General features: G+C 62.6%; 17 protein-coding genes. 13 read left to right on the forward strand and 4 right to left on the reverse strand.

Features of this window, described 5'->3' with window-relative positions:
• Window positions 1–108: 108 nt before the first annotated feature.
• The 12 genes from AADX97_RS03140 to AADX97_RS03195 all read left to right on the forward strand — a co-directional run bounded on the left by AADX97_RS03140 (window position 109) and on the right by AADX97_RS03195 (window position 16,911).
• Window positions 109–1,017 (forward strand): AAA family ATPase, encoded by a 909-nt coding sequence (locus tag AADX97_RS03140; protein WP_374231543.1) that lies wholly within the window; start codon window positions 109–111, stop codon window positions 1,015–1,017.
• 6 nt (window positions 1,018–1,023) lie between these two features.
• On the forward strand, window positions 1,024–3,369 hold the full coding sequence (locus tag AADX97_RS03145; protein ID WP_374231544.1) for a S8 family peptidase: 2,346 nt from the start codon (window positions 1,024–1,026) through the stop codon (window positions 3,367–3,369).
• Between the two features lie 513 nt (window positions 3,370–3,882).
• Window positions 3,883–6,111, forward strand: coding sequence for a hypothetical protein (locus AADX97_RS03150; RefSeq protein ID WP_374231545.1), 2,229 nt, complete (start codon window positions 3,883–3,885; stop codon window positions 6,109–6,111).
• A 451-nt stretch (window positions 6,112–6,562) separates the two neighbouring features.
• The gene (locus AADX97_RS03155) at window positions 6,563–6,874 is read left to right on the forward strand and encodes a hypothetical protein (RefSeq protein ID WP_374231547.1); all 312 of its coding nucleotides are present in this window, start codon (window positions 6,563–6,565) and stop codon (window positions 6,872–6,874) included.
• A gap of 85 nt (window positions 6,875–6,959) precedes the next feature.
• A complete protein-coding gene (locus AADX97_RS03160; RefSeq protein WP_374231548.1) occupies window positions 6,960–7,229 on the forward strand; it encodes a hypothetical protein in 270 nt (89 codons plus the stop codon).
• A gap of 73 nt (window positions 7,230–7,302) precedes the next feature.
• Window positions 7,303–8,529, forward strand: a complete 1,227-nt coding sequence (locus tag AADX97_RS03165) for an AAA family ATPase (RefSeq protein ID WP_374231549.1) — start codon at window positions 7,303–7,305, stop codon at window positions 8,527–8,529.
• Between the two features lie 103 nt (window positions 8,530–8,632).
• The gene (locus AADX97_RS03170) at window positions 8,633–9,889 is read left to right on the forward strand and encodes an SNF2-related protein (RefSeq protein WP_374231550.1); all 1,257 of its coding nucleotides are present in this window, start codon (window positions 8,633–8,635) and stop codon (window positions 9,887–9,889) included.
• 310 nt (window positions 9,890–10,199) lie between these two features.
• On the forward strand, window positions 10,200–12,194 hold the full coding sequence (gene pglZ / locus AADX97_RS03175) for a BREX-3 system phosphatase PglZ (RefSeq protein WP_374231551.1): 1,995 nt from the start codon (window positions 10,200–10,202) through the stop codon (window positions 12,192–12,194).
• Window positions 12,191–12,913 carry a hypothetical protein gene (locus tag AADX97_RS03180; protein WP_374231552.1) on the forward strand — a complete coding sequence of 241 codons (723 nt, stop codon included), beginning with the start codon at window positions 12,191–12,193 and terminating at the stop codon, window positions 12,911–12,913. The genes pglZ and AADX97_RS03180 overlap by 4 nt, the downstream gene beginning before the upstream one ends.
• 471 nt (window positions 12,914–13,384) lie before the next feature.
• Window positions 13,385–14,482 carry a glycolate oxidase subunit GlcE gene (glcE, locus tag AADX97_RS03185; protein ID WP_374231553.1) on the forward strand — a complete coding sequence of 366 codons (1,098 nt, stop codon included), beginning with the start codon at window positions 13,385–13,387 and terminating at the stop codon, window positions 14,480–14,482.
• A 9-nt stretch (window positions 14,483–14,491) separates the two neighbouring features.
• A complete protein-coding gene (gene glcF / locus AADX97_RS03190) occupies window positions 14,492–15,709 on the forward strand; it encodes a glycolate oxidase subunit GlcF (protein WP_374231554.1) in 1,218 nt (405 codons plus the stop codon).
• A 320-nt stretch (window positions 15,710–16,029) separates the two neighbouring features.
• The gene (locus tag AADX97_RS03195; protein ID WP_374231555.1) at window positions 16,030–16,911 is read left to right on the forward strand and encodes an NAD(P)-dependent oxidoreductase; all 882 of its coding nucleotides are present in this window, start codon (window positions 16,030–16,032) and stop codon (window positions 16,909–16,911) included.
• A 194-nt stretch (window positions 16,912–17,105) separates the two neighbouring features.
• Here AADX97_RS03195 and AADX97_RS03200 read toward each other — a convergent pair whose 3' ends face one another.
• The 3 genes from AADX97_RS03200 to AADX97_RS03210 are packed head-to-tail and all read right to left on the reverse strand — an operon-like array spanning window position 17,106 to window position 21,186.
• Window positions 17,106–19,562: a putative bifunctional diguanylate cyclase/phosphodiesterase gene (locus AADX97_RS03200; RefSeq protein ID WP_374231556.1), complete on the reverse strand. Its 2,457-nt coding sequence runs from the start codon at window positions 19,560–19,562 to the stop codon at window positions 17,106–17,108.
• Window positions 19,563–19,571: 9 nt separating this feature from the next.
• Window positions 19,572–20,726, reverse strand: a complete 1,155-nt coding sequence (locus AADX97_RS03205; protein ID WP_374238539.1) for a hypothetical protein — start codon at window positions 20,724–20,726, stop codon at window positions 19,572–19,574.
• Between the two features lie 40 nt (window positions 20,727–20,766).
• Window positions 20,767–21,186 (reverse strand): hypothetical protein, encoded by a 420-nt coding sequence (locus AADX97_RS03210; RefSeq protein ID WP_374231558.1) that lies wholly within the window; start codon window positions 21,184–21,186, stop codon window positions 20,767–20,769.
• Window positions 21,187–21,805: 619 nt separating this feature from the next.
• On the opposite strand from AADX97_RS03210, the gene AADX97_RS03215 reads away from it, so the two are divergent.
• Complete coding sequence (locus AADX97_RS03215) at window positions 21,806–22,615, forward strand: PEP-CTERM/exosortase system-associated acyltransferase (RefSeq protein WP_374231559.1); 810 nt, start codon at window positions 21,806–21,808, stop codon at window positions 22,613–22,615.
• Between the two features lie 409 nt (window positions 22,616–23,024).
• Here the strand turns inward: AADX97_RS03215 and AADX97_RS03220 are convergent, their stop codons facing one another.
• Window positions 23,025–24,461 (reverse strand): hypothetical protein, encoded by a 1,437-nt coding sequence (locus AADX97_RS03220; protein WP_374231560.1) that lies wholly within the window; start codon window positions 24,459–24,461, stop codon window positions 23,025–23,027.
• Window positions 24,462–24,464: the final 3 nt, after the last annotated feature.

Below are 24,464 nucleotides of genomic sequence, written 5' to 3' on the forward strand. Positions count from 1 at the left end.
AACGACCAAATAGAGAACCAGATCATGGCATCCGGAAGGCTCTTGAGACAGCTTATCAAAACGGGTGCGGAGGGCAACCGGGACGCCTTTCTGCAGGCGACCCAGGCGGTGATCCGCGACGAGCGCAGCAAAAATCACCACCTGCTGGCAAACGATCTAGAGCGGATCCTTTACGGCCGTGCAGAGATCCCGGGGGCACCCCCGATTTTTGCCGACCGCCTGCCCAAGGACAAGGAGCGCGGGCTCCCGCTGTTGCAGATCCGTGAGCCCGCACGTCTGATGGACGATGTCGTGCTCTCGGACGAGAACCGCTCCATCGTGGGCGAACTGCTCACGGAGCATCATCGTAGCGAACTGTTGCGCAGCCACGGCCTCTATCCCGCGGACCGCCTGTTGTTCTGTGGCCCTCCCGGATGCGGAAAGACCATCACCGCGGAGATTGTTGCCAGCGAGCTAAGTCTGCCACTCGCCATCGTCCGTATCGACAGTGTCATGTCGTCCTACCTGGGAGAGACGGCCGCCAATCTGCGCCAGGTGTTCGATTTCATCACGGCCTACCCGCTGGTGGTCCTATTCGACGAATTTGACGCCTTGGCCAAGGAGCGGTCGGATGCTTCCGACCACGGCGAGTTGAAGAGGGTGGTTAATGCGTTCCTGCAAATGCTCGATGGCTACCGCGGCACAAGCCTGTTGATTGCGGCGACCAACCACGAGCGTATCTTGGATACCGCCATCTGGCGCCGATTCGACGAGGTGCTGGTCTTCGATCCGCCTAACCAGGAACAGGTCAAGCGCTTGCTCGCCATCAAACTCCGCGGGGTGCGCCGCCAGTTCGAAACCGATGACGGCGACATCATCGGAATGTTCAAAGGTATGTCCCATGCCGACGTGGAGCGTGTGCTGCGCCGCGCGGTGAAGGACATGGTTCTCAACGGTGTCGAGTTCCTGACTCGTCGCAATGTCGAGGCCGCAGTGCGGCGCGAAGATGCAAGAAGGGCGCGCATGAAACGGGGTTGACGGACCATGGATGAGAGCTATTCGCACCTGACCCTGGAGCGGGAGGTGCCAATCACCGAGAAGCGCAAAGGGTCCGGACCGCGTCCAGTTGCCCCGGACGATCCTGCCGCCCATGCCCGCGGCCTGAAGGCTCGCGTCGCGGATGCGTTGCAACAGACCGACGGTGATCTCGGCGGATTCGACGACCGGCGGCTGTTCCGCTTCGAGGTGACCAAGGGCTTCAACCCGGACGACATCGGGCATCTCTCCGCGGATATAGAGGTGGTCAGCCAGGAGGCGGATACCGTCGTCGTCGCCTTCGTCAGCAAGGCTGCGCTCGCCTCCTTCGAGGCGCGGCTCGCCTCGATGGCCCAGGGTGACGCCGTCAGCTATAAGCAGGTGATCTATGCCTTACAGGGCATCGACGGCTGGAGCGCCGAAGACCGCACCGGCTGGGCGTTGCGCAAAGAAGGGATGCCGGCTGGAGAGCCCTTCCTTCTCGACTTGGAGCTTTGGCCTGTGGATGCCCGCCCGGCGGAGCGTGACGCCCTCTGGGATGCCTTTCGGGCCTGGCTCGCCGAGAACGGGATCGATGCCTTGGATAGCGTCCGGCAGCCGGGACTTCTGCTCCAACGCGTTCGCTGTAGCCGCGCCCAGGCGGAACGGCTGCTCCGGCATCGCGACGTTCGAACCGTTGACCTGCCGCCCCGGTACGGCCTGGACCTCCGCGTCCTCACGACCGACATCCAGGACATTCCCCCGGTGCCTTCACCCAAGGAAAACGCACCCGGTATCGTGGTGCTCGACAGCGGCTTGGCGACCGGACACCCGCTGTTGGCCCCGGCGGTTGGCCACGTGGAGAGCTTTCTTGCCGGCCATGGCCCGGATGACGAGCACGGTCACGGAACCCATGTGGCCGGTCTGGCCCTCTACGGCGACGTGCAGGAGGCACTCGAAGCGGGGGCATTCGTTCCGGAGCTTCGGCTCTTCAGCGGACGAATCCTCGACCGGAACAACGAGAACGAAACGGGGTTCGTCGAGAACCAGATCGCCGAGGCCGTCCGCTATTTCCGTGGCCAATACGGGTGCCGGGTCTTCAACCTGTCCTTCGGAGACCGTAACAAGCCCTACCTTGGCGGCCATGTTCGCGGCCTGGCACTTACGCTCGATACCCTGTCCCGCGAGCTTGGTATCCTGTTTGTCGTCTCGACCGGCAACGTGTCCGGCGACCAATTGACTGGGCTCGCCTGGAAGGACGATTACCCCGGTTACCTGTCGTCGGAGGATTGGACCCTGATCGATCCGGCCACGGCGCTCAATGCGCTCACAGTCGGCAGTATTGCCCGCTTCGACAGGAGCCATGCCAGTGGCCGTCATCCGACAGATCCGTCGGAAGTTCCGCTCGCCCGCCGTGGTCAGCCTTCCCCATTTACCCGTCATGGACCATCGGTGGGCGGTGCCGTGAAGCCTGAGGTCGTCGCCTATGGCGGAAACTGGGCGCTGAATACCCGTGGCGGGGCCAACTACCTAGTGACCCAGGGTCTCGGCGAGGTCTCGACGAATCTGGGGTTCGCAGGCGGCAACCTGCTTGCCGCTGATGCCGGGACCAGCTTCGCCGCGCCGCAGGTGGCGCAGCTGGCGGCGCGGATATTGGTCGAGCGCCACGACGCACCGCCGGAGCTGCTGCGGGCACTGCTGTTGGCGCATGCGAACGTTCCGGAATCCACGAGAGATTTGATTCCCCAGCCAGATATGTGCCGTTCGGTGGCCGGGTACGGTCAGATTGATAGTCTGGCCTTGTTCCGTTCCCTTGAGAATGATGTCTCGTTGGTTGCCATCGAGAACATCACGAACAAGCGCCACCACTTTTACGAGATCCTGGTTCCGAAAGACTTCTTGAGTTCCGGCCGCAGGGATCGTGAGATCTCCATCGCGCTTGCGTACACCCCGGCGGTTCGCTCCACCCGGCTTGCATACAAGGCCACCCGCATGGATTTCAAGCTTGTGGCCGGGCCGGATATCGAGCACGTCTCCAGGATGTTCAGTCGTGCTACGGACAAGGACGACCACGAGAACATCCCGGAGCTGAAGACGCCTGACTGCAGTGCTCAGGTGCGTGGCAAGGGTACGGTCCAGAAGGCCACCTGGCGGTTTCGGCAAATCAATGGACGGTCAATCCTAAAGACAAAGCGCTTGTTCGTCGTCGTGACGCGCAACGATCACCCCTGGGGTGAGGCTCTGAGCCACACGGAGGAGCCCTATGTGTTGGTGGTCTGTCTGCGGGATCGGGCGAACGAGCGTGCACGGCTCTACACTCAGATTCGGGGTCGGTTGAGGGTGAGGCAGGCGGGTCGGGCCAAGGCTCGGGTTTAAAGTGGGTCGAAACGAGCGCGACCGGAGCTAGTTTGAGCACTGTCGGCTGCATACGCTGAATCGGGGTGGCCAGTGATGGCAATCAACCAGCCGTCTGTTTTAGGAGAATCACCCTCTGGTTTTTAGCCGAGCGCCTCACCCCACGCATCTCGGATCCTGTGACCGCTGATGGGGCCCATCCGTCGGCGATCCCGGCGACACGACAGAAAGCAAGAAGACGAGCTTCGCGGACTCCCGCGGCTGCTTACGCCACCGAATCACTTCACGCAGGGAGCTGTCAGCTTAGTTTCGGGTTTGGAGCCTTGGTGTCGTTTGAGCCCCACATGGCGGCCACCTATCCATGCGATAGCCCGCGGACACCTTCTTCAACGCCCAATGCTGCCATAATGCGCTCGCACTTCCCCAACCCCCGTTGCATGCTCAATCGATCCCGCAACCGATGGCAGTCTGACCCCGAGGACACTTACTTCAACGTCCGAAATCCGAGGCTATTTCTGGATATTTATGAGTTGTTTGGATGACGTAAGAGTCAACCTCTACGACCGTATGCTCGATCGCCTATGCGCGCCGGGCTTTGAGCAGGGCGACACGATTGGCGCAGTTCTTGAGGCGTACCTCGACGGCAAGCCAGTGGCACGCGGAAAGCACAAATATAACCGGCGTGAGCGCGACGAGGCATTTTGGTTCAGCCAAGTGGTCGACTGCCTGCCTTTTGAGACTTGGTCCACGGACCGATGGACGCTCGCATTGTCGCGCTACTTCGCACAGGAGCCTGTGGCGAATCCGGGGCTTATCGAACGCATTGCCAAAGCCTGCCCGACAGCGGTGAAGCGAGCAGTTCGTTGGTCTGGATTGGTCCTCAAGCATGAGTCGCCGCGTCGGAAGGAGCTTTTCGAAATCGCCGACTCCAGCCCTGAGATTGCCGAGTTGTGCCGCATGCTGGACATCTTCGATGATGCCTATGGACTGCGCATGGCGACAGTCGAAAAGTGGCGATCCCAACTCGCCGAACTCACGCCTTTCGAGCTCCTGATCTACGCCAGCCTCTATGCTTTTGAACACTTGGTTCCAAAGAGCTTCGCGCAGCCGTCGCCCACTTCCGAGTCGGGAGACGACACAGAGGCGCAATGGAAGGCGATCAACGATCTGCTGATCTGGAAGCTCGGAACCGCTCGTCCAGCGATGTTGCGACTGCGTGAGCAGGACCTCGGACGATCACTCAAAGCACATTTGTCGCCGTACCTCTTTCCTGCCCCCCAGGGACCAAAGCCCAGGCACGATCTGCGCGCCGCCTTCGATTTAGCGGTCTCCGCGCAAGTCGAGCTGAATGCCTTCAAGTCGCGGTCAGCCGATGCCTTCAGTTTCGATGACAGCATCGAGTTCGTCCGTCAGGGCAAGGTGCTCGAGATTGTCGAGCGAGACCCAGCTGCGCGGGAGACCTGGGCGAGGGATGGTAAAAAACTTGAGCGTTTGCACAACTATTGGCTTTACCGCGCTATGGACGAGTTCATCCTTCGTGGTCTCGGTTGGCACACCATTGGCCGGCCGGAGAACCACGAAGCCAATCGGCTGGCCTACATCAAAGCCATTCGCACCCAGCTTCAGCTGACTGAGGTCTACGGATTGGATCAAACCGTGACATCTGAGACCGGGCAGCGTGTCGATCTGTTTCAGGCATTGCTCGCGTCGGAGTTGATGAATGCCTTTTATCAGAGCGATTTCCTCCAGGCATTCGTTACTCATGCTGCGAGCCTTGGGCATTGGGCAGCCGCTCTCAGCCGACTCGCGCTCGAAGGTCTGGAAAACGGTTTCGAGAACCGTTTTCCTCTCAGTTGGTCGGACCGAAAGGCAAAGATCAATCGGATCCTGGGCTGGACAGTCTGCGAAGCGGCTCCGCGTGGCAGCCATGCCATGGCCGCTGCGGTGCTCGATTTCTGGACAAACGATTGGGTAACGTTGGCTGAACGACTACGGAAGCAGGAACCTGGGCTTACACCGCAGTTATTGGAACGACCGGTCCTGAAGATCGGTCAACAACTGATCGAGTTGCCTTGGGTGTTTGGTCTGCAGAACAACAGCACGGCAGCCATCAACAACCTTCGACGTTTGGGTGCGCGACGCGAGGAGGCTCGACTTGAAACGCAGCGCATCGAGAAACGACTCGGCGCTGCTTTTGAGTCGCGTGGCTTTCGGGTCGTGCTGAACTGGATTTCCGATGACGATCCGCAGGCCGGCGAAGTCGATCTGATCTGCGCCCTCGATCTGACGCTGCTGGTCGTCGAACTCAAGTCGACTTTCATTCGGCAGTCGCAACGTGATGCCTGGTTGCACCGGACAACGACCCTCCGCAAGGCTGGCCAGCAGGTTAGAAACAAAGTTGCAGCCGTCCGGCGAGCCTTGGGACGGGATGCCGGGCTCGCGCGAAGGCTCGGGCTTGAAGATGCGCGCGAGACCGTGAACCTGCTCGGCTGGATCGTCGATACCTCGATCGAGTGCGATCACGAATACTTTGACGGATTCCTCAAGGTGTCCCTAGAAGAAGTCTTGATCGCGCTGCGCGATGATCGGCATCTCTTGAACGATCCCGACGGCATCTGTTCGGGTCGATTCTTGGACCCCGATTTCGTTCCTCTCGAAGACCCTCATCAGCAGGCGACCCTATATCCCCAAGGGTTCTCGGCCGAAGCGTTCGTCGGAGTGATCGAGCGTGGGGCAGTCTGGAATGAGTTGTCGTTATCGTAAGGACAACAAGTCCTTTGCTGAAAGCTAACGAACGACCGCTTAACGTCTCTTAGCCGCCGCGAGCAAAACCATGCGCAACGACGGTTCCGGCCGCGTCCTTCCCCTCAGACCTTTCGGATCCAGTGACCGCTGATGGGGCACAGCGATCAGTCGGCTGGCTCGGCTCGGTGGCCGGTCCGGGTCGTGACCGGTCCGTCGATCGCCGGACGGCAGGTGACCGGTATCAGCATCGGAGAGTCACAGCCTTTCGGGCGATGGGTGAGCGGTCAGGGCCGCTTGTTGCCGTTAGGGTCGCCTGAACCGACCTACGACCAGCTGGACCGCAGGCAGCCGCAAAAGCGGTGGACGAATCCGGTAGGGTCAGCGTGGATTACTTTGAGGAATTCCCGTGGAATAAAGTGACCGACAACAGCTTTATGCTGTCAGTTGGAGCGGCAACAGCGCGGTCGCTGTGCTGGTCCCGGAGCTGGAGCAATGGCTTTGGTTTTGCGAAGGTGCCATCGCCAGCTACTGCTCGATCACGCCGGATCAGCTCCGGGCGTGGATGCAGGATAGGGCTGATAAGCTTTCGCTGCCGGTCGCAAAGCTCATTGAAGCGCAGCCGAAGGAACTGTTCGAGTACATCATGCGCGACCGGCTGAGGCGAACGATTTCGCCACGGGACTTTGAGGAGATCGGCAAGCGGGCGAGTGTCACGTCTCTACAGAAGTGCGACTCTTTCGCTTCGATCGTCCGGACGCTTCACGGGTGGTTTCCGCGATGACCGCTGGCCGACCAAACTGAGCCGTCGTACCGGATTGGGATCTTGACCTGGCACCGCACCTGTTGAAGCGTATGAAGTTGAACCGATGAGATCACCCTCTCTCGACGTGACCTTCCTCCATGGCCGCGCGCTCGCGGCCTATCTCTACCTACCGCGGGCATCCGGGGACAAGAGCCACCGTGTCGGGGCGATGGACGCGGGATTCTTGGTCGACTACACGGCCGACGGCAAGCCAATCGGGATCGAGATCACCGCGCCGGACCGAGTGAGCACGGCAGACCTCAATCGTGTGTTGACTGCTCTGCTTGTGCCGGTGCTCGCCGACGAGGACATTGCGCCGCTCCGGGTCGATTGATGCCATTATTCGGCGTTGGGTCCCGCGGGCCTGGAGCCGCACGGGGTTCGAGTGTCGCATCGAGGAACGCTGAATGGCCATTATTGAAGGGTTTCGGGTGCAGAACTTCCGGCCGCTGAAGGATGTGGCGCTGGGCCGGCTCTCCGGCGGTCAAGGCAAGCCGCTGACCCCGTTCACGGTCGTCATCGGCAAGAACGGCTCTGGGAAAAGCTCGCTGTTCGATGCCTTCGGATTCGTCGCGGACTGCTTGGCGACCGATGTCGAGACGGCCTGCGACATCAAGCAACGCGGCGGATACGAGCGTCTGCTGTCCAAGGGCCAACAGGGTCCCATTCGATTCGAGGTCTTCTATCGCGAGGCCCCGAACGAGAGGCCGATCTCCTACGAGCTTTCCGTGGCTTTGGATAAGACCGGGCGTCCCTTCGTCGAGTCCGAGGTGCTTAAACAGGCGCGCAAAGGCACCACCCGTGGCCGGCTGTTCCCCTTTCTGCGCCTGCAGCATGGAAAAGGGACGGTTTGGTCGGGCGAAGATGCCGTGGAGGGTGCCGAGGAGGAGGGCAAAGCGCGCTTGGATGTTGAATTGACCGACCGGCGGCAATTGGGCATCGCCACACTCGGCACGCTGATGGAGCATCCGCGCATCAAGCGTTTTCGGGATTTCTTGAAGGGTTGGTATCTGTCGTACTTTCACCCCGACGCGGCGCGCGGCTTACCGAGTGCCGGTCCTCAGCGGCATCTGAACATCCACGGGGATAACATCGGCAATGTCGTCCAGTTCATGGAGCGCGACCACAAGGATCGGTTCAAGCGCATCCTTCAGCGCATTGCGGCCAAAATCCCGGGGATCTCGGACATCGATACCTTGGAAACCGCGGACAAGCGGGTCCTCCTGCGTTTCAACGATGGCGCTTTTCAAGACCCCTTCTTCGCCCAACAGATGTCTGACGGCACCCTGAAAGTCTTTGCCTATCTGCTCCTCTTGGAGGACCCGGATCCGCCGCCCTTCATCTGCATCGAGGAACCCGAAAACGGCCTGTATCACAAGCTGCTTGAGGCGCTTGCCCAGGAGTTTCGAGCCCATGCGACGGGCCGAAAGGGCGCCCCGCAGATCTTCGTGACGACGCACCAGCCCTATTTCGTCGATGCCTTGGCGCCGGAAGAGGTCTGGGTGCTCCAGAAGGGTGCCGACGGCTTCTCCGCGATCCAGCGGGCGTCGGCGCTCGCCGATGTCGGTCACCTGGTGTCCGAGGGGTTGCCTCTGGGCGGTCTTTGGTACAGCGATTATCTCGATGCGAGGTAGGGATGCACATCGAGATCCTGGTGGATATCGAACGCAACACCTCTCCGAGCTTCCGCAAGCTGCGCGACGGGTTGCGGAGCCTGATCGCGGAGATCACCTGACGATGGATCGCGGGCAGCCTTGGGCCGTCGGCGACTGGTGTTGGCACAGCCGCCAGGCAACACCCTGCCGCATCCTGGATCGCCAGGAGATGTGGGGCGATGTCGTCTATCGGGTGTGGTTACCGACCAAGGACGCCGTCATCCGCGTTCGCTCGCAGGATCTCGGATCGCTGGATGCCGCCGAGCCGACGGTGAATCAGATCCTGCACACCGCCGCCGCCGCGAAGCTGCTCGACGCCTTGGAAGACAACCTGCTGTTGGCGCCGATGCAATCGAGCGTGGTGCCTCTGCCGCATCAACTCCACGCGTTGAATCGGGCGATTGGAGGGAGCAGCGGCGGGCGGATCCGCTTCTTGCTTGCTGATGAGGTCGGTCTCGGCAAGACCGTGGAGGCTGGACTGATCCTGCGTGAATTGAAGCTGCGCGGTCTGGCGCGGCGGATCCTGGTGGTCGCGCCGAAGGGGCTGGTCCGGCAATGGCAGGCGGAGATGCGGCTGCATTTCGGCGAGTCGTTCCGGCCATGGAATCCGATGCGTGTCGAGCAGCGCATCGGGCGGGTCGATCGCATCGGCCAGCGGCATGTCGTGCGGGCGACCAACTTCGTGCTCGAAGACACGGTCGAGTTGCGCGTGCGCCAGGTCCTGGAGGAAAAGCTTGAGTTGATCGCCAAAGAGTTCGGCGTCGACAAGGCTGCGGACGTGATGGACTCGGTCGACACCGAGCCCTTGGTCGATGCGCTGTACCTGAGTGGCATTCAGGACCCGGCATCCATCGACCGGGAGTGCGATGCCGCGCTCGATCGGATCCGCGACAAGATGGCCGAGTCACGCATTGACAGCGCATTGCTGGCCGAAGGGCAGCTGTTTTCCACGGACGATGCGCGCCGCTGGCGTGACCACCCGGCCCAATTCTGGCTGGAACGCGCGATCACGACAGGGCTGCCGGTGTTCGTCAACGATCAAGGGCGGACCTTCATGCCGACCGCGCGACGCATCTGGGACCTTTTGCTGACTGAGGAGATCCGGGTGGTCGGGCTCGGGTGCGACGTTGGCGGCGATGCGCAACAGGCGTTCGGAGTATCCCGTGAGGCGGCCACGAGCCAAGGCGAGCAGATCTTCGCCGGTCTGCTGGAGAGCCATCAACAACGCATCCGAGAGGCACGAGCGCGTGCGCGCGACGCCTTTGATTCGCGCTGGCAGGCGCTGGGCCGGATCGGACTGCCGGAGGTGCGCGCTTACCGTCGGCGTCGATTGGAGTAGGACCACGCGCTGCGGTTGGCGTCGCTCGATGATGCCGAGACCAGCATTCCGGCGCTTGAACCGCTGATGCTGCTGCGCGTGGGGCCGGCTCCGGGTTTTTCTGGTCACGCAGCTCCGGCTGCGTGACCCAGGCGATGAAGCTCTGCTTCATGAGGCGTCGGCACGGACGGCCGATTCGCGAAGCGGAGCTTCTTCTCGCGGGTGACGAAGCCGGAGCTTCGTCACCAGAGTCCAAACGACTATGTCGACAAAGGCATTCGCTCATCGATGTGTTTAGCTTATTCATGAACCGTTCCCAAGGAGAACCCCGATGAGCGCCTGGAGCGAGCGGATCCTGAGCGAGTTTCCGCCCGACCTCTCGCGGCTCTGGATCGCCGCCGATCCGGATGACGTGCTGCTCGACGAGGAGATTCTCGCCGAGCTGCAGTCGCGCGGGTTCGAGGTGCTGCCGTTCGACGATTCGATCGGCTTTCGTACCGACTATGAAGAACGCTATCGCACGCCGTGGGACCGCGGCGAGTCCGGCGCTCGCCCGGCGCTGGTCCTGCATCGGCGCTCCGCCGAGTACGCCGATCTACCCTGGGATTATCTGCGCCAGGCGCGCATCGCCGCGCTGAGCCTGGCGCATCTGTTTCCGCGCTTGAGCTACGCTGTCGTGCGTCGGATCGATGCGACGCACCGGGCCACATTGTTCGACGCCCAGGCGCGGCATGCGTCGCAGACCTTAGGCGAGGTGGCGACCAAAGACTTCATCCTCCTCCACGTCTTCCGTCTGGCTCCGCACCTGATCGAGCGTCCGCAAGACCTCTGGCGCGAGCTGCTGCGGCTTCATCGTCGGCATGTCGCGTTGCCCGAGGTCTTGGCCGAGCATGTCGAGAGCATCCTGAGCACCAATCCGGTGTTCACGGGACTGCCCGTGCGCGCACTCTTCTCGTCGTCGGGGCTGCTGCTGCGTACCGTCCAGGACGCCTGGACCAGCGAGTTACAGGGACTCGGCATCCAGGGCTCCCGCATTGCGGAGACCGTGACACGCGGACCCGCGGTGCGGATCGAGATCCCGTTCGCGCATCCTGAGATTCGCGTGTTGGTGGAGTCGATGTTTCTGGACGGAAGTCTCCATCCGCTCTTGGTCGGACATGTCCCGTCGGACCTTCCGGTCTGGGCGGCGGTCGGCATCCTGAAGGATCCGGCGGCGCTGCAAAGGCTGGTGGCCGAGGGTCTGCAAACCCTTCTGGACGGCCTGCCGACAATGGCGGCGACACATCGGGATTGGGGTGCCTTCGCCAAGCGACTCGGGGAAGTCCTGGTGCGGTTCCGTCGGCTTGGTGCCGGCTACGCCGAGCCGCTCCGGGATCTGCTTGAACGCGTGCAACGGGAAGCCGACGCGCACCTCCTGTCATGGCTCGATGCACATTACTGGAATCTGCCGTCGCTGCCTGTCGCGGGTGCACCGGTCATGGTGCATCATGTGCCGCGTTTTCTTGCATTGCGCCGTGGCGCGGGTGAAACCAAGCTCGCGTTGCTGGTGTTCGATGGCCTGGCGATCGACGATTGGATCGAGATCCGAGAACGACTCGCCGAGCGTGCCCCGACGCTGGCGTTCGACGAAGGGACCTGCTTCGCCTGGCTGCCGACCCTGACCTCGGTGTCTCGGCAAGCGCTGTTTGCCGGGATGCAGCCGCGAGAGCTGGCCGATTCGATTGAGACCACCGGCCGGGAGCCGCAACTCTGGGAGCGCTTCTGGAGGGATGAGGGCTTGCCGACGTCCGCCGTGATCTATCGCAAAAGCATCCGCGAGAACGCCCAGCTCGACACCTTGCTCGAAACGCTCGCCGACCCTGCGGTGAAGGTCGCCGGGATCGTCGTCGATACCGTCGACAAGATGGCCCATGGCGCTTTCCTCGGCAAGGCCAACGTCGCGGGCCAGATCCGTGACTGGTGCGACACCGGCTTTGCCGATCGGCTGTTTTCGGGCTTGCTCGATGCCGGTTTCCAGGTCTATGTCACTGCCGATCACGGCAACGTCGCGGCCGTCGGAATCGGTCGACCCCAAGAAGGCGTGATCGTCGATATGGCCGGCGAGCGGGTTCGGGTGTATCGAACCGAGGCGCTGCGCGCCGCATCGGCTCAGGCGTTTCCCGGCACGGCAAGCCTGGCGACCCCGGCGCTGCCGCCGGACTTCCTCCCGCTCTTCGCGGGCGGCCGCACGGCCTTCGTGCCGAAGGACGAGCGGCTGGTGGCTCATGGCGGCCTTGCAGTCGAGGAGCTGATTGTCCCCTTCGTCAAGGTGAGTCGCACCCGTTGAGCAAGCGTCCGAACATCCCGCCCCAAATCGGCTTCGATCGATTCGTTCCGCTCGATTGGGCGCAGTGCGCGCTGCGGGTGCGCAACGGTCAAGACAGCTTGGAAACCCTGGACGCCCTGATCGAGGCGGCCGAGCCAGGCGCCGCGTCCCGGAAGAAGAGCCGCAGTGTTCTGAAAGGCTTGTGGCTGGAGCCACGGCCCGAGCTCAGCGACTTCGCCGATCGCGGGGCCGCGATCGCGCGTGCGACATCCGATGCCGCGATCCCGGCACTCTGCTGGGGGATGGCGATCACGGCCTATCCCTTTTTCGGCAAGGTGGCGGAAGTGATCGGGCGGCTCTCGGCCATTCAAGGCGACTGCACGACCATCGAGGTCCAGCGCCGCATGGCGGAGACCTACGGCGAGCGCGAGACCGCCTATCGTGCCACCAACCGGGTGATTCAGACGCAGGCCAGTTGGACCGGCATCGTGCGCACCGACGAGGGTCGCCGCATCGTTCGGCGCGAGCCGTTGATGATCCGCGAGGAGACACTGGTCACTTGGCTGATCGAAGCCGCGATTCGCTATGCCGGCAGAGCCTTGCCCGTGGCTGCACTGCAGGCGGCGACCGCGCTGTATCCGTTCCGACTGGAGGGCTCCCTGCCGTTCATGATCTCTCTCTGCCCGACCCTGGAGCTCAGAGCCGATAGCGGAAGCTCGCAGCTCGTTGCAATCCCTTGACGCGATACCAGGGTAGATGGCCTCAGAAAGTTTGGGTCCAGCAATTCTCAAGTTCGACCCAAGAACGCCCGGGGCGACCCCCGGGACCGCCGACTTCAGTCGGCGCGAGGCGAAGGCGCTGTGGTTTCAGGGGGTGGGGCGGGTCCGCGGCATGTTTCGCCGACTGAAGTCGGCGGTCCCGGGAGCGGGACGCTCTCCGGGCTGACGCAAATCTAGAACGGCTGGGTTGGGTCTGCTGAATGTGCGTGGGCAACGCCGGCGGTGATATGCTCGGAAGGCGGTCCGACAGCGACTGCGGTGAAGCAGGATCCGGGGTGCGTGGGGCCTGTCGGCGGATGGAGGTCGAGCTGCGGCTCGGGGTTGTCGTGCCTCGCTCCTGCTCGGCACGACCGGTGTTTTCGAGATGACATCCTTCAAACCCTTTGCGCTCTATGCGCCATTGTGGTTCAAAACTCTTGTGTGGGGAAACGGGTGAGCAACGACCTGACCGCCGAGCTTCAAGATCGGGTCCGCGATGCGGCCGATGCCTCGTTACCCCTGCGCTTGGAGGGCAACGGGACCAAGTCGGGGCTCGGGCGTGCGGTCGATGGCGAGGTCCTGTCCCTGTCGGGGCATACCGGGATTCTCAACTATCAGCCCAAGGAGCTGGTCGTCACCGCGCGCTGCGGTACGCCGCTTCGCGAGATCGAGGCCGCGCTTGCCGAGCAGGGGCAGATGCTCCCGTTCGAGCCGCCGCATTTCGGCGATGACTCGGACGGGGGCGCCTCGACCTTGGGTGCGACCCTGGGTGGAACCATCGCCTGCGGTCTCTCCGGTCCCGCGCGACCCTATGCGGGCTCGGCCCGCGATCTGGTGCTCGGAACCCGCGTGCTGACCGGGCGAGCCGAGGTCCTGCGCTTCGGCGGCGAGGTGATGAAGAACGTCGCCGGCTACGACATCTCGCGGCTCATGACCGGTGCCTTCGGCACCCTCGGCGTCCTACTCGACATCAGCGTGAAGGTGCTCCCCCACCCGACGACCGGCCGGACGCTGGTGCAGACCTGCTCGCAGGCGGAGGCGATCGCCCGTATGACCGGCTGGGCCGCCAAGCCTCTGCCGATCAGCGCAACCTGCTTCGACGGCGAGCAGCTTTGGGTTCGGTTATCCGGTAACCACGGCGGGGTTTCGGCCGCCGCCGAGCGCATCGGCGGCGAGGCGGTCGACGAGGCCGAAGCGTTGGCGTTCTGGCGCGATCGGATACGCGAGCAAGGCCATCCCTACTTTGCCGGTGATGCACCCTTGTGGCGCTTGTCGGTGCCTCCGACCGTCACGCCTCTGTCTCTGCCGGGCGCCCAGCTGATCGAGTGGGGCGGCGCGCAACGCTGGCTACGCAGCGATGCCTCGGCCGACGTCATCCGTTCCGCCGTCGGCTCGGTCGGCGGGCATGCCACGCTCTTTCGTGGGGGTAACCGCCGCTCGGAGGTCTTCCACCCGCTCCCGGCCGGACTCATGACACTGCATCGCGAGATGAAACGGGCCTTCGATCCGAACGGCATCCTGAATCCCGGTCGACTCTACGCGACCCTCTAGGAGCCAGGCATGCAGACCGAGATCCTGCCCGAGTTTTTGATCACGCCCGCTGGCCGCGAGGCCGACGCCATCCTGCGCACCTGCGTGCACTGCGGCTTTTGCACCGCGACCTGCCCGACCTATCAGCTGCTCGGCGACGAGCTCGACGGTCCGCGGGGGCGCATCTACCAGATCAAGCTGGTGATGGAGGGCCAGACGCCCACCCGCATCACCCAGCAGCATCTCGACCGCTGCCTGACCTGCCGATCCTGCGAGACGACCTGTCCGTCGGGTGTGCGTTACGCGCGTCTGCTCGATATCGGGCGGCACCTGGTCGAGGAGCGGGTCGAGCGTCCGGTGTCCGAGCGGCTGCTGCGCTGGGCGCTCGTGAAGACGGTGCCCTATCCATCGCGTTTCGGCCCCTTGATGCGGATCGGGCGTTGGATGAAGCCGCTGCTGCCGGCCAAGCTCAAGGCGAAGCTGCCGACACCGCGTGCGGCCGGTACTTGGCCGAAGCCCGCCGGGCGACGTCGTATGCTGGTGCTCGGCGGGTGCGTGCAGTCGGTCGCCACACCCAAGACCAACGCCGCGGCGGCGCGTGTGCTGGCGCGGCTCGGGATCGATCTGGTCGAGTCGCCGGACGCCGGCTGTTGCGGTGCTGCGGCCTATCACCTGAACGCCTTGACGGACGGGCTCGATGCGATGCGGCGCAATATCGACGCCTGGTGGCCCGAGATCGAGGCGGGCTGCGAGGCGATCCTGGTCACCGCGAGTGGTTGCGGTGCCATGGTGAAGGATTACGGTCATGCGCTGGCCGAGGATCCCCAATACGCCGAGCGGGCCGCGCGCGTGGCGGCCTTGGCACGCGATCCGATCGAGGTCATCGCGAGCCTGGATCTCGCACCGCTCGGCTTGCCGGGCGCAGGCCGCAAGGTCGCCTTCCACGCGCCCTGCACGCTGCAGCACGGCCAGCAGCTCAAACAGGTCGTCGAGCCGGTCCTGTCGCGGCTCGGGTTTTCGATGACTTCGGTGCCGGACGGCCATCTGTGCTGCGGCTCCGCCGGGACCTATTCGATCACGCAGCCCGAGCTCTCCGCACGTCTGCTTGCGAACAAGGTCGCCGCCCTGGAGTCGGGTCGACCGGAGCTGATCGCGACGGCCAACATCGGCTGTCAGCTCCAGATCGGCGGCGGCACCGAGATCCCCGTCGTCCACTGGCTCGAGCTGCTTGAGCTGCTCGACGGCTGAGCCGCGGTCGGTCAGCTCGGATTGCCTTCGGCGGGGCGCCGCTTGGGCGAAACACGAACGGATCAAAGCCCTGTGCCTTAGCACCTTTCAGGTTCCGGAATCTCTCACGGAGACGCGGAGGGCACGGAGAATCCGAGATCTGTTCTGCGTGCGCTTCGTGTCTCCGTGCCTCCGTGAGAGACATTTCGAGCGGGAACCAGGGTGCCGACGTCAACCGATCGGTGGCAAGGCCCCGGGGGCCGTGTGCTGCGCGGTTCGGCGACAGCCGTCCGCATCAATGTCTCCGGCTCCTTTTCTCGGCAATCAATGAGGATGGCACCATGACCGAACCTGTCGGATTCATCGGCCTCGGGATCATGGGTCGGCCGATGGCCTTGAATCTCGTCAAGGCCGGTTACGACCTCGTCGTCCATGCCCGGCGTCCCGAATCGATGGCGCCGCTGGCCGAGGCCGGTGCCCGGACGGCTTCAAGCCCGGCGGCGGTCGCTCGAGACGCGTCGATCCTCTTCACGATGGTCTCGGATACCCCGGATGTCGAAGAGGTAATCCTCGGGCCGGAGGGTGTCATCCAAGGTGTCCGACCCGATGCGGTGGTGGTGGACATGAGCACGATCTCGCCCGCGTCCACGCGGATGATGGCCGAGCGACTCGGCGTTGCCGGAGCCGCGATGCTCGACGCCCCGGTCTCGGGCGGGGAGGCCGGGGCAACCGCCGGTACCCTGTCCATCATGGTCGGAGGCGAGGCCGCCACCTTCGCACGGGTGCAGCCGCTGTTCGAGGCGATGGGCGGAAATATCGTGCACGTCGGCCCCAACGGTGCCGGCCAGGTCTGCAAATCCTGCAACCAGATCGTCGTCGGCGCGACCATTGCCGGCGTGGCAGAGGCGGTCTTGTTGGCGCAGGCGAGCGGTGTGGATCCGCTGAAGGTGCGCGAGGCCCTGCTCGGCGGTTTTGCGGGCAGCCGCATCCTTGAGGTGCATGGCCTGCGGATGATCGAGGGCGATTACACCCCGGGTTTCAAGTCACGTCTGCACCGCAAGGACATGCGGATCGTGCTTGAGTCTGCGCAGGAGTTGGGGATCTCCTTGACGACTGCGGCGATGGTCACGGAATGGCTGAATCTGCTGGTCGAGCGAGGCATGGGCGAGGATGATTCCGCGGCCATCTTCGAGGTGATCCGGGGGGCGGTCGGCGAGGGGTAGATCTCTTCCGGCATCGGCGCAAGAACCCCAGCCGATGTTTCTGAGTCACGCGTCGGAAATAAGGCGAACTCCGGAAACCTTCATGCCAAGGGCGTAGGTTGTGCCGAGCTGTGCGTGGCACAACTAACCGTCGGCGCAAGTTGTGCTTCCTATCGTCAGCACAACCTACGGGTATGGAAGTTTGCGGAAATCGCCTAGGATCGAAGAACGCCGTCAAATGCGATCGGCGTGCCCGGTTGCTCCAGCTTGACCGGCTTGCTGAAATAGTACCCTTGGGCGTCGTCGACGCCGAGCCCCTTCAGAATACCTAAGATCTCGGCGTTCTCGACGAACTCGGCGATGACGCGCTTACCCATGCCGTGGGCCATATCGGTGATCGCCTTGACGAAGATCCGGTCTTCCGGATTTCTGGCGATGTCGCGCACGAAGGCCCCGTCGATCTTGACCTCATCGACCGGAAGCTTGCGCAGGTAGGCGTAAGAGGCATAGCCGCTGCCGAAGTCATCCAGTGCGAAACGACACCCGAGCTCCTGCATTCCGCGCATTAAACGTGTCGCATTCAGCAGGCTGTTGATCGCGGCGGTCTCGGTGACCTCGAAGGAGATCCGTTCGGGCGCGATGCGGTGTCTTTCCAAAAGGTGTCGCAGGTCCGTCAGCAGCAAGGGGTCGTCCATGGCGCTGGCGGAGAGATTGATCGAGAGGTTCAGGTCGGCCCGTAGCTCCATGGCGGCGAGGGCATTGTCGATGACCCATCGATCGATCGCCTGGATCTGCCCGGTGCGTTCCGCCACCGGGATGAACCGATCCGGAAAGATCATCCCGCCGCGTGCGTCGCGCATCCTGAGTAAGACCTCCATGTGCCGTATCAGTCCGGTGGCGATCTCGATGATGGGTTGCACGTGCAGCTCGAATCGCCCCTGGGTCAATGCCTGATTGATCTGCTCGCGCCAGAGCACGCGGGCATCGAGCTGCTCCTTTCCTTGATCCTCTTCGGAAAAGAGATACCAGCGTCCGCGTCCCTTCTCCTTGGCCTGATACATGGCCAGATCGGCGCTCGCCATGAGTTGGCCGATATCGGTGCCCTGGGTCGGAAACATGACGATGCCGATACTTGCCGTGACCCTGTGGCGGCGGCCGTGCTCTTGTAGACTGATGGAGCAGACTGCCTTTTGAACCGACTCGGCGGTGGCGAGGGCGTCGTCCTCCGTTGCCTCCGGCAGGACCAGGGCGAACTCGTCTCCGCCCAAGCGTGCGAGCAGGTCGCTGGTTTGAGTGACCTGCCTTAATTGCTCCGAGACGCGTTGCAACAGGGTATCGCCGACGCGGTGGCCGCTCAGGTCGTTGACGTCCTTGAATTGATCGAGATCCAGGAACAGCAGGGCGCCCTGATGGCCGAAGCGGATGGTTTGATCCAGGATGCGCTCGAAATCGTCGTTGAAACGGCGCCGGTTGCAGAGTTGTGTCAAGGGGTCGTGGTCGGCGAGCCAGACGAGACGGGCCTCGGCCTGCTCGCGGTCGGACTGGAGCAGCTCCATGCGGTCGGTGAGGCTTCTGACCGTGTCGGTCATGAGATCGATCTCGTCGCGCAGCATGAGCGACTTCGAGCGCACCGGGAGCTGACGTCGCAGGTCCGAATAGCGGTTTTCGGCCAGCAAGGGGATCACCGTGGCAAGATCCCTGAGTCGGTACAAGGGTCCTTTGATGATCAGCAAGAGCAATGAGCCCGAGAGGATCAGGCCCAGGATTCCGAGTAGGATGCTGCCGATCGTGGCCGTGCGAATCGCCTCGCGTTGGGTGGTCACGTCGTTGACCACCAGGGCGTCGATGCCGGAGGCAATTGCCGGGATACGAAAGATCTCGTACCAACCCGGCCCATGCGGGATCAGCAGCGGCTCCTGTAGTCTGTCGCCGCTCGTGAGCGCCGGCGCGGCCGCGCGTAGAACGGGGAGGGTGTCGTCGGGGTAGGTCACGGCAGGGAACCGCAGGTAGTCCGGGCTGCGCGGATCCAGCAGCTCGGCAGATCGGACATCATCGCGCCAGGTGATGGCGACCTCGGCCCCGGTCAAGGCGTTGAAGGCGAGCAATGCGTCGGCGAGCGACCGACCGAGGACCAGGTTGCCGGCGAAGGAACCCTTCCAGAGCAGCGGGGTTGCTTTGTACTGACGGCACTCCGGGCTGCACAAGAGTGTGGCAACCGCCTCCTCGGGCGCTATGAGTAGCTCCGCGCGCAGTGCGTCCGGAATATCCTGAGCATCCTCCGGCCACACGATGGCCGTGGAGCCGTCGGGTCGAATCCACTGAACGGATCGAATGTCCCATTCCAGATCGAGCATAGCGCCGTTGGTGAGCAGCGCATCCTTGAGCACTGCGTCCGGGCCCGTCATCGCCGATTCGCCGCCACCGAGCAGAGGCACCAGGCTGGCGAGCTTCGACATCTCCTGGGTGTCCTCTTCGACGAGAGCGCGCAACTGTCGAGCCTGCTGATCGCGAACGGCGCTCTGTTGGAGCTCGAACTGACCGGTCAGCTGAAAGTTCGAGATCAACGCGAGCGATGCATTCACCAGCACGAGCGCCAGGGCCATGGCGATGAGTGCCTTCCAGCGGAGACTCAGGTCGACCGACGGTCTCTCCTCGACAACGGCGTCGTCCATCGGGGAGCCTCAAAAACGAGCCGAAATGGAAGCGGCGAAGACATTCCACTCACGGACGAGATCGCCCGGGTCCGGATTCTCCCTGATCGACAAGGCATAAGTCCCATCGTGCCGCTGAAATTCGAGACGAAACATGATGTTCGGGTTGATGTCCCAGCGCAGACCCGCGGTCCAGATCTTGGAGAAGAAATCAGAGCGCGGGGTGGTTCCGAAGGTGAGCTTCGAGGAACCCCGCCCGTCGCGATCGGTGCGATTTGCAAAGCCTTCCTCGTAACGGGCCATGATCTCGAGATTCGGGCGAATCCGGTAGGCACCTTGAAGATAGTACCCTTCCATGACCTGGTCTTTGAAAGGCCAGTAGGGACCGAGATCGTTCCAGCGCGTGGGTGCTCGGGAGTACTCGGCCGAGATTGTCCAATCCGCAGCGTTGTACTGAAACGAAGCCACCCAGTCGAAGACATCGATGGTCCCGGAGCTCAAGGGAGATTCCGGGCCGGCATTGAAGTCCATTTCAGTCAGAATCGCGCTGAGGCCCAGCTTGAGCTCGTCGGCCGGCGTCGAGAACCACAGGCTTCCGATCCCCCAGTTGATGCCTTCGGCTCGGAGATCGCCTTCGAAGTCGCTGGCGAGATAGGCCCATTCGACGTTGTTGTCGATGACGGATTGCCCGACGCCGAGGTTCAAGGAGAGATTGCCCTGCTTGAGATAACGGTCGCCGTAGAGCATGATCCCGTCGTATGACAGCAGCAGATTCCGAACCTTGTCGTAGTAAATGACCTGAGGAAGAAAGATGCTCGGACGCGTGAAGGGAACGTCGCGTGTCTCGTTGTAGAGTCCGAACGGGTTCTTGATGCGCCCGACACGCAGCCCGAGACGCCGCTCGGTATCGGCGATGGGCGAAAAATCGACCAAGCCATAGTCGATCGATGGGGTACCGTCGTACATCTCCCCGGCGCGTCGTACCAAAAGCTGCCCGGAAAACAGCAGGCTCGGCGTGCTCTGGTAAGAGGCATTCAGCCCGATCTCGGTGAAGTCGAACGAGGTGTCGGGGCTGTTGCCGAAATACTGATTGTCGGTTGACTTGATGACGGCTTGGCTGGCGAAGCCGTGGACCTGCAAGCTCCCCTCGACAAACTCAATGGCCGGGGCCGTGCTCGGAATCATCCATGCTAGGATGACCGCTATTAAGGGCCGGGTACGCATCTCAACGCACCTCCAACTGGCGAATGCTTGGATTCTCGATCGGTCCGTCTGCATAGCCGATCGCTCCCGGCGTGGTGGCGATGCGGTCGAGCATTTCCTGCTCGCTCGATACAGTCGTCGGCGCCTGCCCTGTTCCGGAGAAGATCTGTCGGTCCCAAACGCGGCGAAGTTGGTAGGGGTAGAGTCCGAGGACTCCGTTGGAGAAACGACTGTGAAGTGCGTTGTCGTCGGGGAGCACGAAAACCTTGACAAGCGTTCCGTTGGGCCAGTTCTTGAGGCGCATCGTGAAGAAAAGACGCGCCTCGTTGCGTGTCAATCTCTCGACACCCGCGCCCCGGTGAGCGATCAAGTCTTGCGGGCAGGCGTACAGGGAGATGCAGCACAAGGCCACACCGGCCGAGCATTGGAGGAGGTTGCGCACAGACCGTCGGAAGATCAAGGCGTGTTCCAGAAGTCCTGAATCGACTCATCCATCACGGGTGCGCTCGAGAGTCGATGCCCCGTGCCGAGGTCCCTAAAAGCGCCGGTTGAAGGTATCGAAGGCAGCCGCGACCCAAACGATTACGGACGGGTCACCATTTTAACCGGCACCGATGCCTTGCCGCTCTGCCCCCTTGACGGGCGCGCCGGCGTGGACTGTCTTATCTGGGCGTCGGCGAATCGCAACTCTTGTCATGATCTTCGCCATGTTCGAGCCCGGCCGCGTGAGTCGCGGCCGGGCCTGGGGAGATGAATCGACGGTTCAAGTCTAGTCGGTGATGGGGCTTAGACACAAGGGTTAGGTCATTGCGGAAAACGCTGCATGTCGCGTCGATGCCGAAGGCCGAGCGTGAAGCGGATCTGTAAGCCTTGGGTTGACCTGGCATGTTGTTGATGTGATGGCCTTCCTGGCAGGATAAAGCTCAGTCTCGGGGAGAATGCAAGCGCGTGTCGGGAAAACCTTTACGAGATGCTCGACGCAAGCGCAATCTCGCTTCCTGTTCGCTTTCTCGTGGCCTCTGGTCGCATGTTTAGCTTATGTCAACGGGGGTAGGATGAGCATGAATGCCTTCAAGTCGGCAGGTCATCCCGGGGCGGGGCCGGTTCAAGAGCCCTACTTTCGGTTCAACCGTGTCGAGGATGCCTCTGATCTGGACACCGCCTATCGAATCCGCTATCAGGTCTATTGCCTAGAGCGTGGTTTTTTGGACGAGAACGATTACCCGGACGAAGCGGAGCGAGACGAGTTCGACGCGCATTCCCTGCACATGCTCGCCACCCACCGTGCCGGTCATCCCGCGGGCACGGCACGGCTCGTCATGCCTTCACCGCTCGGCTTTCCTCTCATGAGTCACTGTGTCTTCACCGGCGATTACGCCTTTTTGAACGACCCGTCGCATCCTGCACTGGCAGGTTTTGCCGAGATCTCGCGTTTGGCGGTTTCGAAGAGTTTTCGACGTCGCGAGGGCGATTCCATCTTTGGCGGCCCGCCTCGTCCCGACGCCGGTCACAACGAGGCTGCCGAGGTCGTGCCCTTCGCCCCTCCGAGGAATACGCCTGAGATCTTGATCGGACTCTCCAGATTGCTGTATCAGGAGAGCAAGCGTCATGGGGTTACCCATTGGATGTTGGCCATGGAGAGGGGGCTGTACCTGATGCTGAGACGATTGGGTTTCCGATACATCCCCGCCGGTCCGGACGTCGATTATTTCGGCCCCGTACGGCCCTATGTGACCAGTATCCAGGCATTCGAGACCGCACTGCACGCGACCTTCCCGGCGACCTTGCGGTACCTGGCTCATGGCCTGGAGCCCGAGCTCCTGCCCGAGTGCATCGGGCCCGACGATATGATCTGGTCCGTTTGTGCATGAGGACACCCGGTGAGCGCATCGGCCCGGTGCGCCCTTCGCACCGGTCAGATTCCAAGATCTCTTGGGAACGGCTCAAGAAAAAGTAAAACAACTCGACGAGAGAATACCTTTGCCACGGTTATCGTTGTCGTTGTCGTTGTCGTTGTCGTTGTCGTTGTCGTTGTCGTTGTCGTTGTCGTTGTCGTAATCGACAACGACTGGATTCGGTGCTCAACTTATTTCTGACAGGTTACTTACGAAGACACAGAGGTCACTCAGGAAAGATCTCGAATTCTCCGTGCTCTCCGTGTCTCCGTGAGAGGCAACTTAAGCTGGAACCAGGGTGCCGGAGTCAACTGATCGGTGTTAAGACGGCGCCCGAGCGACTTGACCTGATTGGTCGAGCCTGCCGGCGGTTGCCGGATGCGTATCAGCGTTTTTCTACAGCATTGAGATAGTTGAATTTTCTCTCGTAATCAAGCGTTTGACCAAACGGAAACTCGGCGTGTGGCCAGATCTGGATTCGGTCGTGGGCACCGGAGGCCGGCTTGGGAAGGCAGGCGTCGATTGCGTCGGCGAGCTCCGGTCCTCCATTCCCTGCACCGGCGCCCATTTGCACATGGAGGCAGCAGCCCATGTCCTCATGCTCGATTCGAAAGGCGCCGCTCAGGCGGTCCGCGATGTCGTGCCTTGTGTAGAGCGCATCCTTGATGTCGAGCAGCGGGCGTCCGTCGGATAGACGATCGCTGTCGCGACCGGCAACGGCGATCATGGGTAACCTCGGTAGATCCAGAGGACGTCCGTCGATGTCGCTCACGAAGTGTGCGACGGTCTCGGTGTCCAGCAGTCTGGCCCGGTCGCCGGTCCGATAGCGGATGAGCGGAAGCATCGAGGCCGGGTCCAGGGTGGAGATCGTCAAGGCGCCGAATCCGCTCGGTTCGGGCTCGATCACCTCGACAAAGATCCGCAGCGGGTCATAGACGAAGAGCAGAGGCGGGACGCGGCCCCGCCAATCGCCGATGGCCGGGCGTAATGCCTCCGGTTGCCGGTGGGCGAGCTGCCGCAAACGAACGGTCTCGCGCGTCTCGAAGAACAGGTTCAGGCCGAGCTCCCCGACACCCATGGACGAGATCGCCAATCCAGCCGTCCATCCGTCCGGATCTTGCCCCAGCCCGCGCATTAAATAATCCCGAAACGCCTCGCCGAAGGTCTCTTCGCCGAGGACGACATGCACCTTGAAACGACCCCAGTTCAGACCGCAATCGTGACCCTGATCGAGGATGCGTTTGCAGAACAGCGGATCCGTGACCAAGATCGTTTGCTGGTGATGCGGAGCAAACTGCTCGACCAAAGCGCACACCATATCCTCCCGGACGCTGGTCTCGGCGATGGTGACGGTCGAGCAGGAAAAGCGCACCCCCATCGGGAGGGCGTTGATGAGAAGCGTCGAGTAGCGGTCGGTCCCGAAGCTGAGCTCCAGCGCCAGCTCGATCGCCTGTGCGGCGCGACGGGCTTGTCGACGCGTGGAAAGGCCGAATGCGAACTGCCCTCCTTGCCCGGAGCTCGTCAGGACGCCGCCGAGGGAGCGGAGATGTCCGCCGACGCAGAGTTGATCGATGGGATAAGCGCCGAAGATGTCCTGCTTCTCGATGACCGGGCACAACCGGGTAAAGTCATCCAGCGTCCGAATCCGGTCCGCTGAAATGCCGTGGGCATTCAGGATGGCGGCGTAGGCCGGCACGTCGCGCGCAACACGTTGAAACCGCTCGAGGAGACGTCGATTGCCGGCCTGTACGAGCACCGCCGCGTCGATCCGGCCCATCGCCTTGAGCTGCCATCGTCGCACGAGCCTGTCCAGTGCTCTCATCGT

It is taken from the genome of Thiocapsa sp. C2-2m (assembly GCF_041903745.1).
GTDB classification, from domain to species: Bacteria; Pseudomonadota; Gammaproteobacteria; order Chromatiales; family Chromatiaceae; genus Thiocapsa; species Thiocapsa roseilacustris.

Excerpts from the sequence above, each read along its gene's own strand:
- AADX97_RS03220 (WP_374231560.1), bottom strand. The coding sequence starts at position 24,461 with ATGAGAGCACTGGACAGGCTCGTGCGACGATGGCAGCTCAAGGCGATG.
- glcF (WP_374231554.1), top strand. The coding sequence starts at position 14,492 with ATGCAGACCGAGATCCTGCCCGAGTTTTTGATCACGCCCGCTGGCCGC.
- AADX97_RS03145 (WP_374231544.1), top strand. The coding sequence starts at position 1,024 with ATGGATGAGAGCTATTCGCACCTGACCCTGGAGCGGGAGGTGCCAATC.
- pglZ (WP_374231551.1), top strand. The coding sequence starts at position 10,200 with ATGAGCGCCTGGAGCGAGCGGATCCTGAGCGAGTTTCCGCCCGACCTC.
- AADX97_RS03165 (WP_374231549.1), top strand. The coding sequence starts at position 7,303 with ATGGCCATTATTGAAGGGTTTCGGGTGCAGAACTTCCGGCCGCTGAAG.
- AADX97_RS03205 (WP_374238539.1), bottom strand. The coding sequence starts at position 20,726 with ATGATTCCGAGCACGGCCCCGGCCATTGAGTTTGTCGAGGGGAGCTTG.
- AADX97_RS03160 (WP_374231548.1), top strand. The coding sequence starts at position 6,960 with ATGAGATCACCCTCTCTCGACGTGACCTTCCTCCATGGCCGCGCGCTC.
- AADX97_RS03200 (WP_374231556.1), bottom strand. The coding sequence starts at position 19,562 with ATGGACGACGCCGTTGTCGAGGAGAGACCGTCGGTCGACCTGAGTCTC.
- AADX97_RS03170 (WP_374231550.1), top strand. The coding sequence starts at position 8,633 with ATGGATCGCGGGCAGCCTTGGGCCGTCGGCGACTGGTGTTGGCACAGC.
- AADX97_RS03195 (WP_374231555.1), top strand. The coding sequence starts at position 16,030 with ATGACCGAACCTGTCGGATTCATCGGCCTCGGGATCATGGGTCGGCCG.
- AADX97_RS03215 (WP_374231559.1), top strand. The coding sequence starts at position 21,806 with ATGAATGCCTTCAAGTCGGCAGGTCATCCCGGGGCGGGGCCGGTTCAA.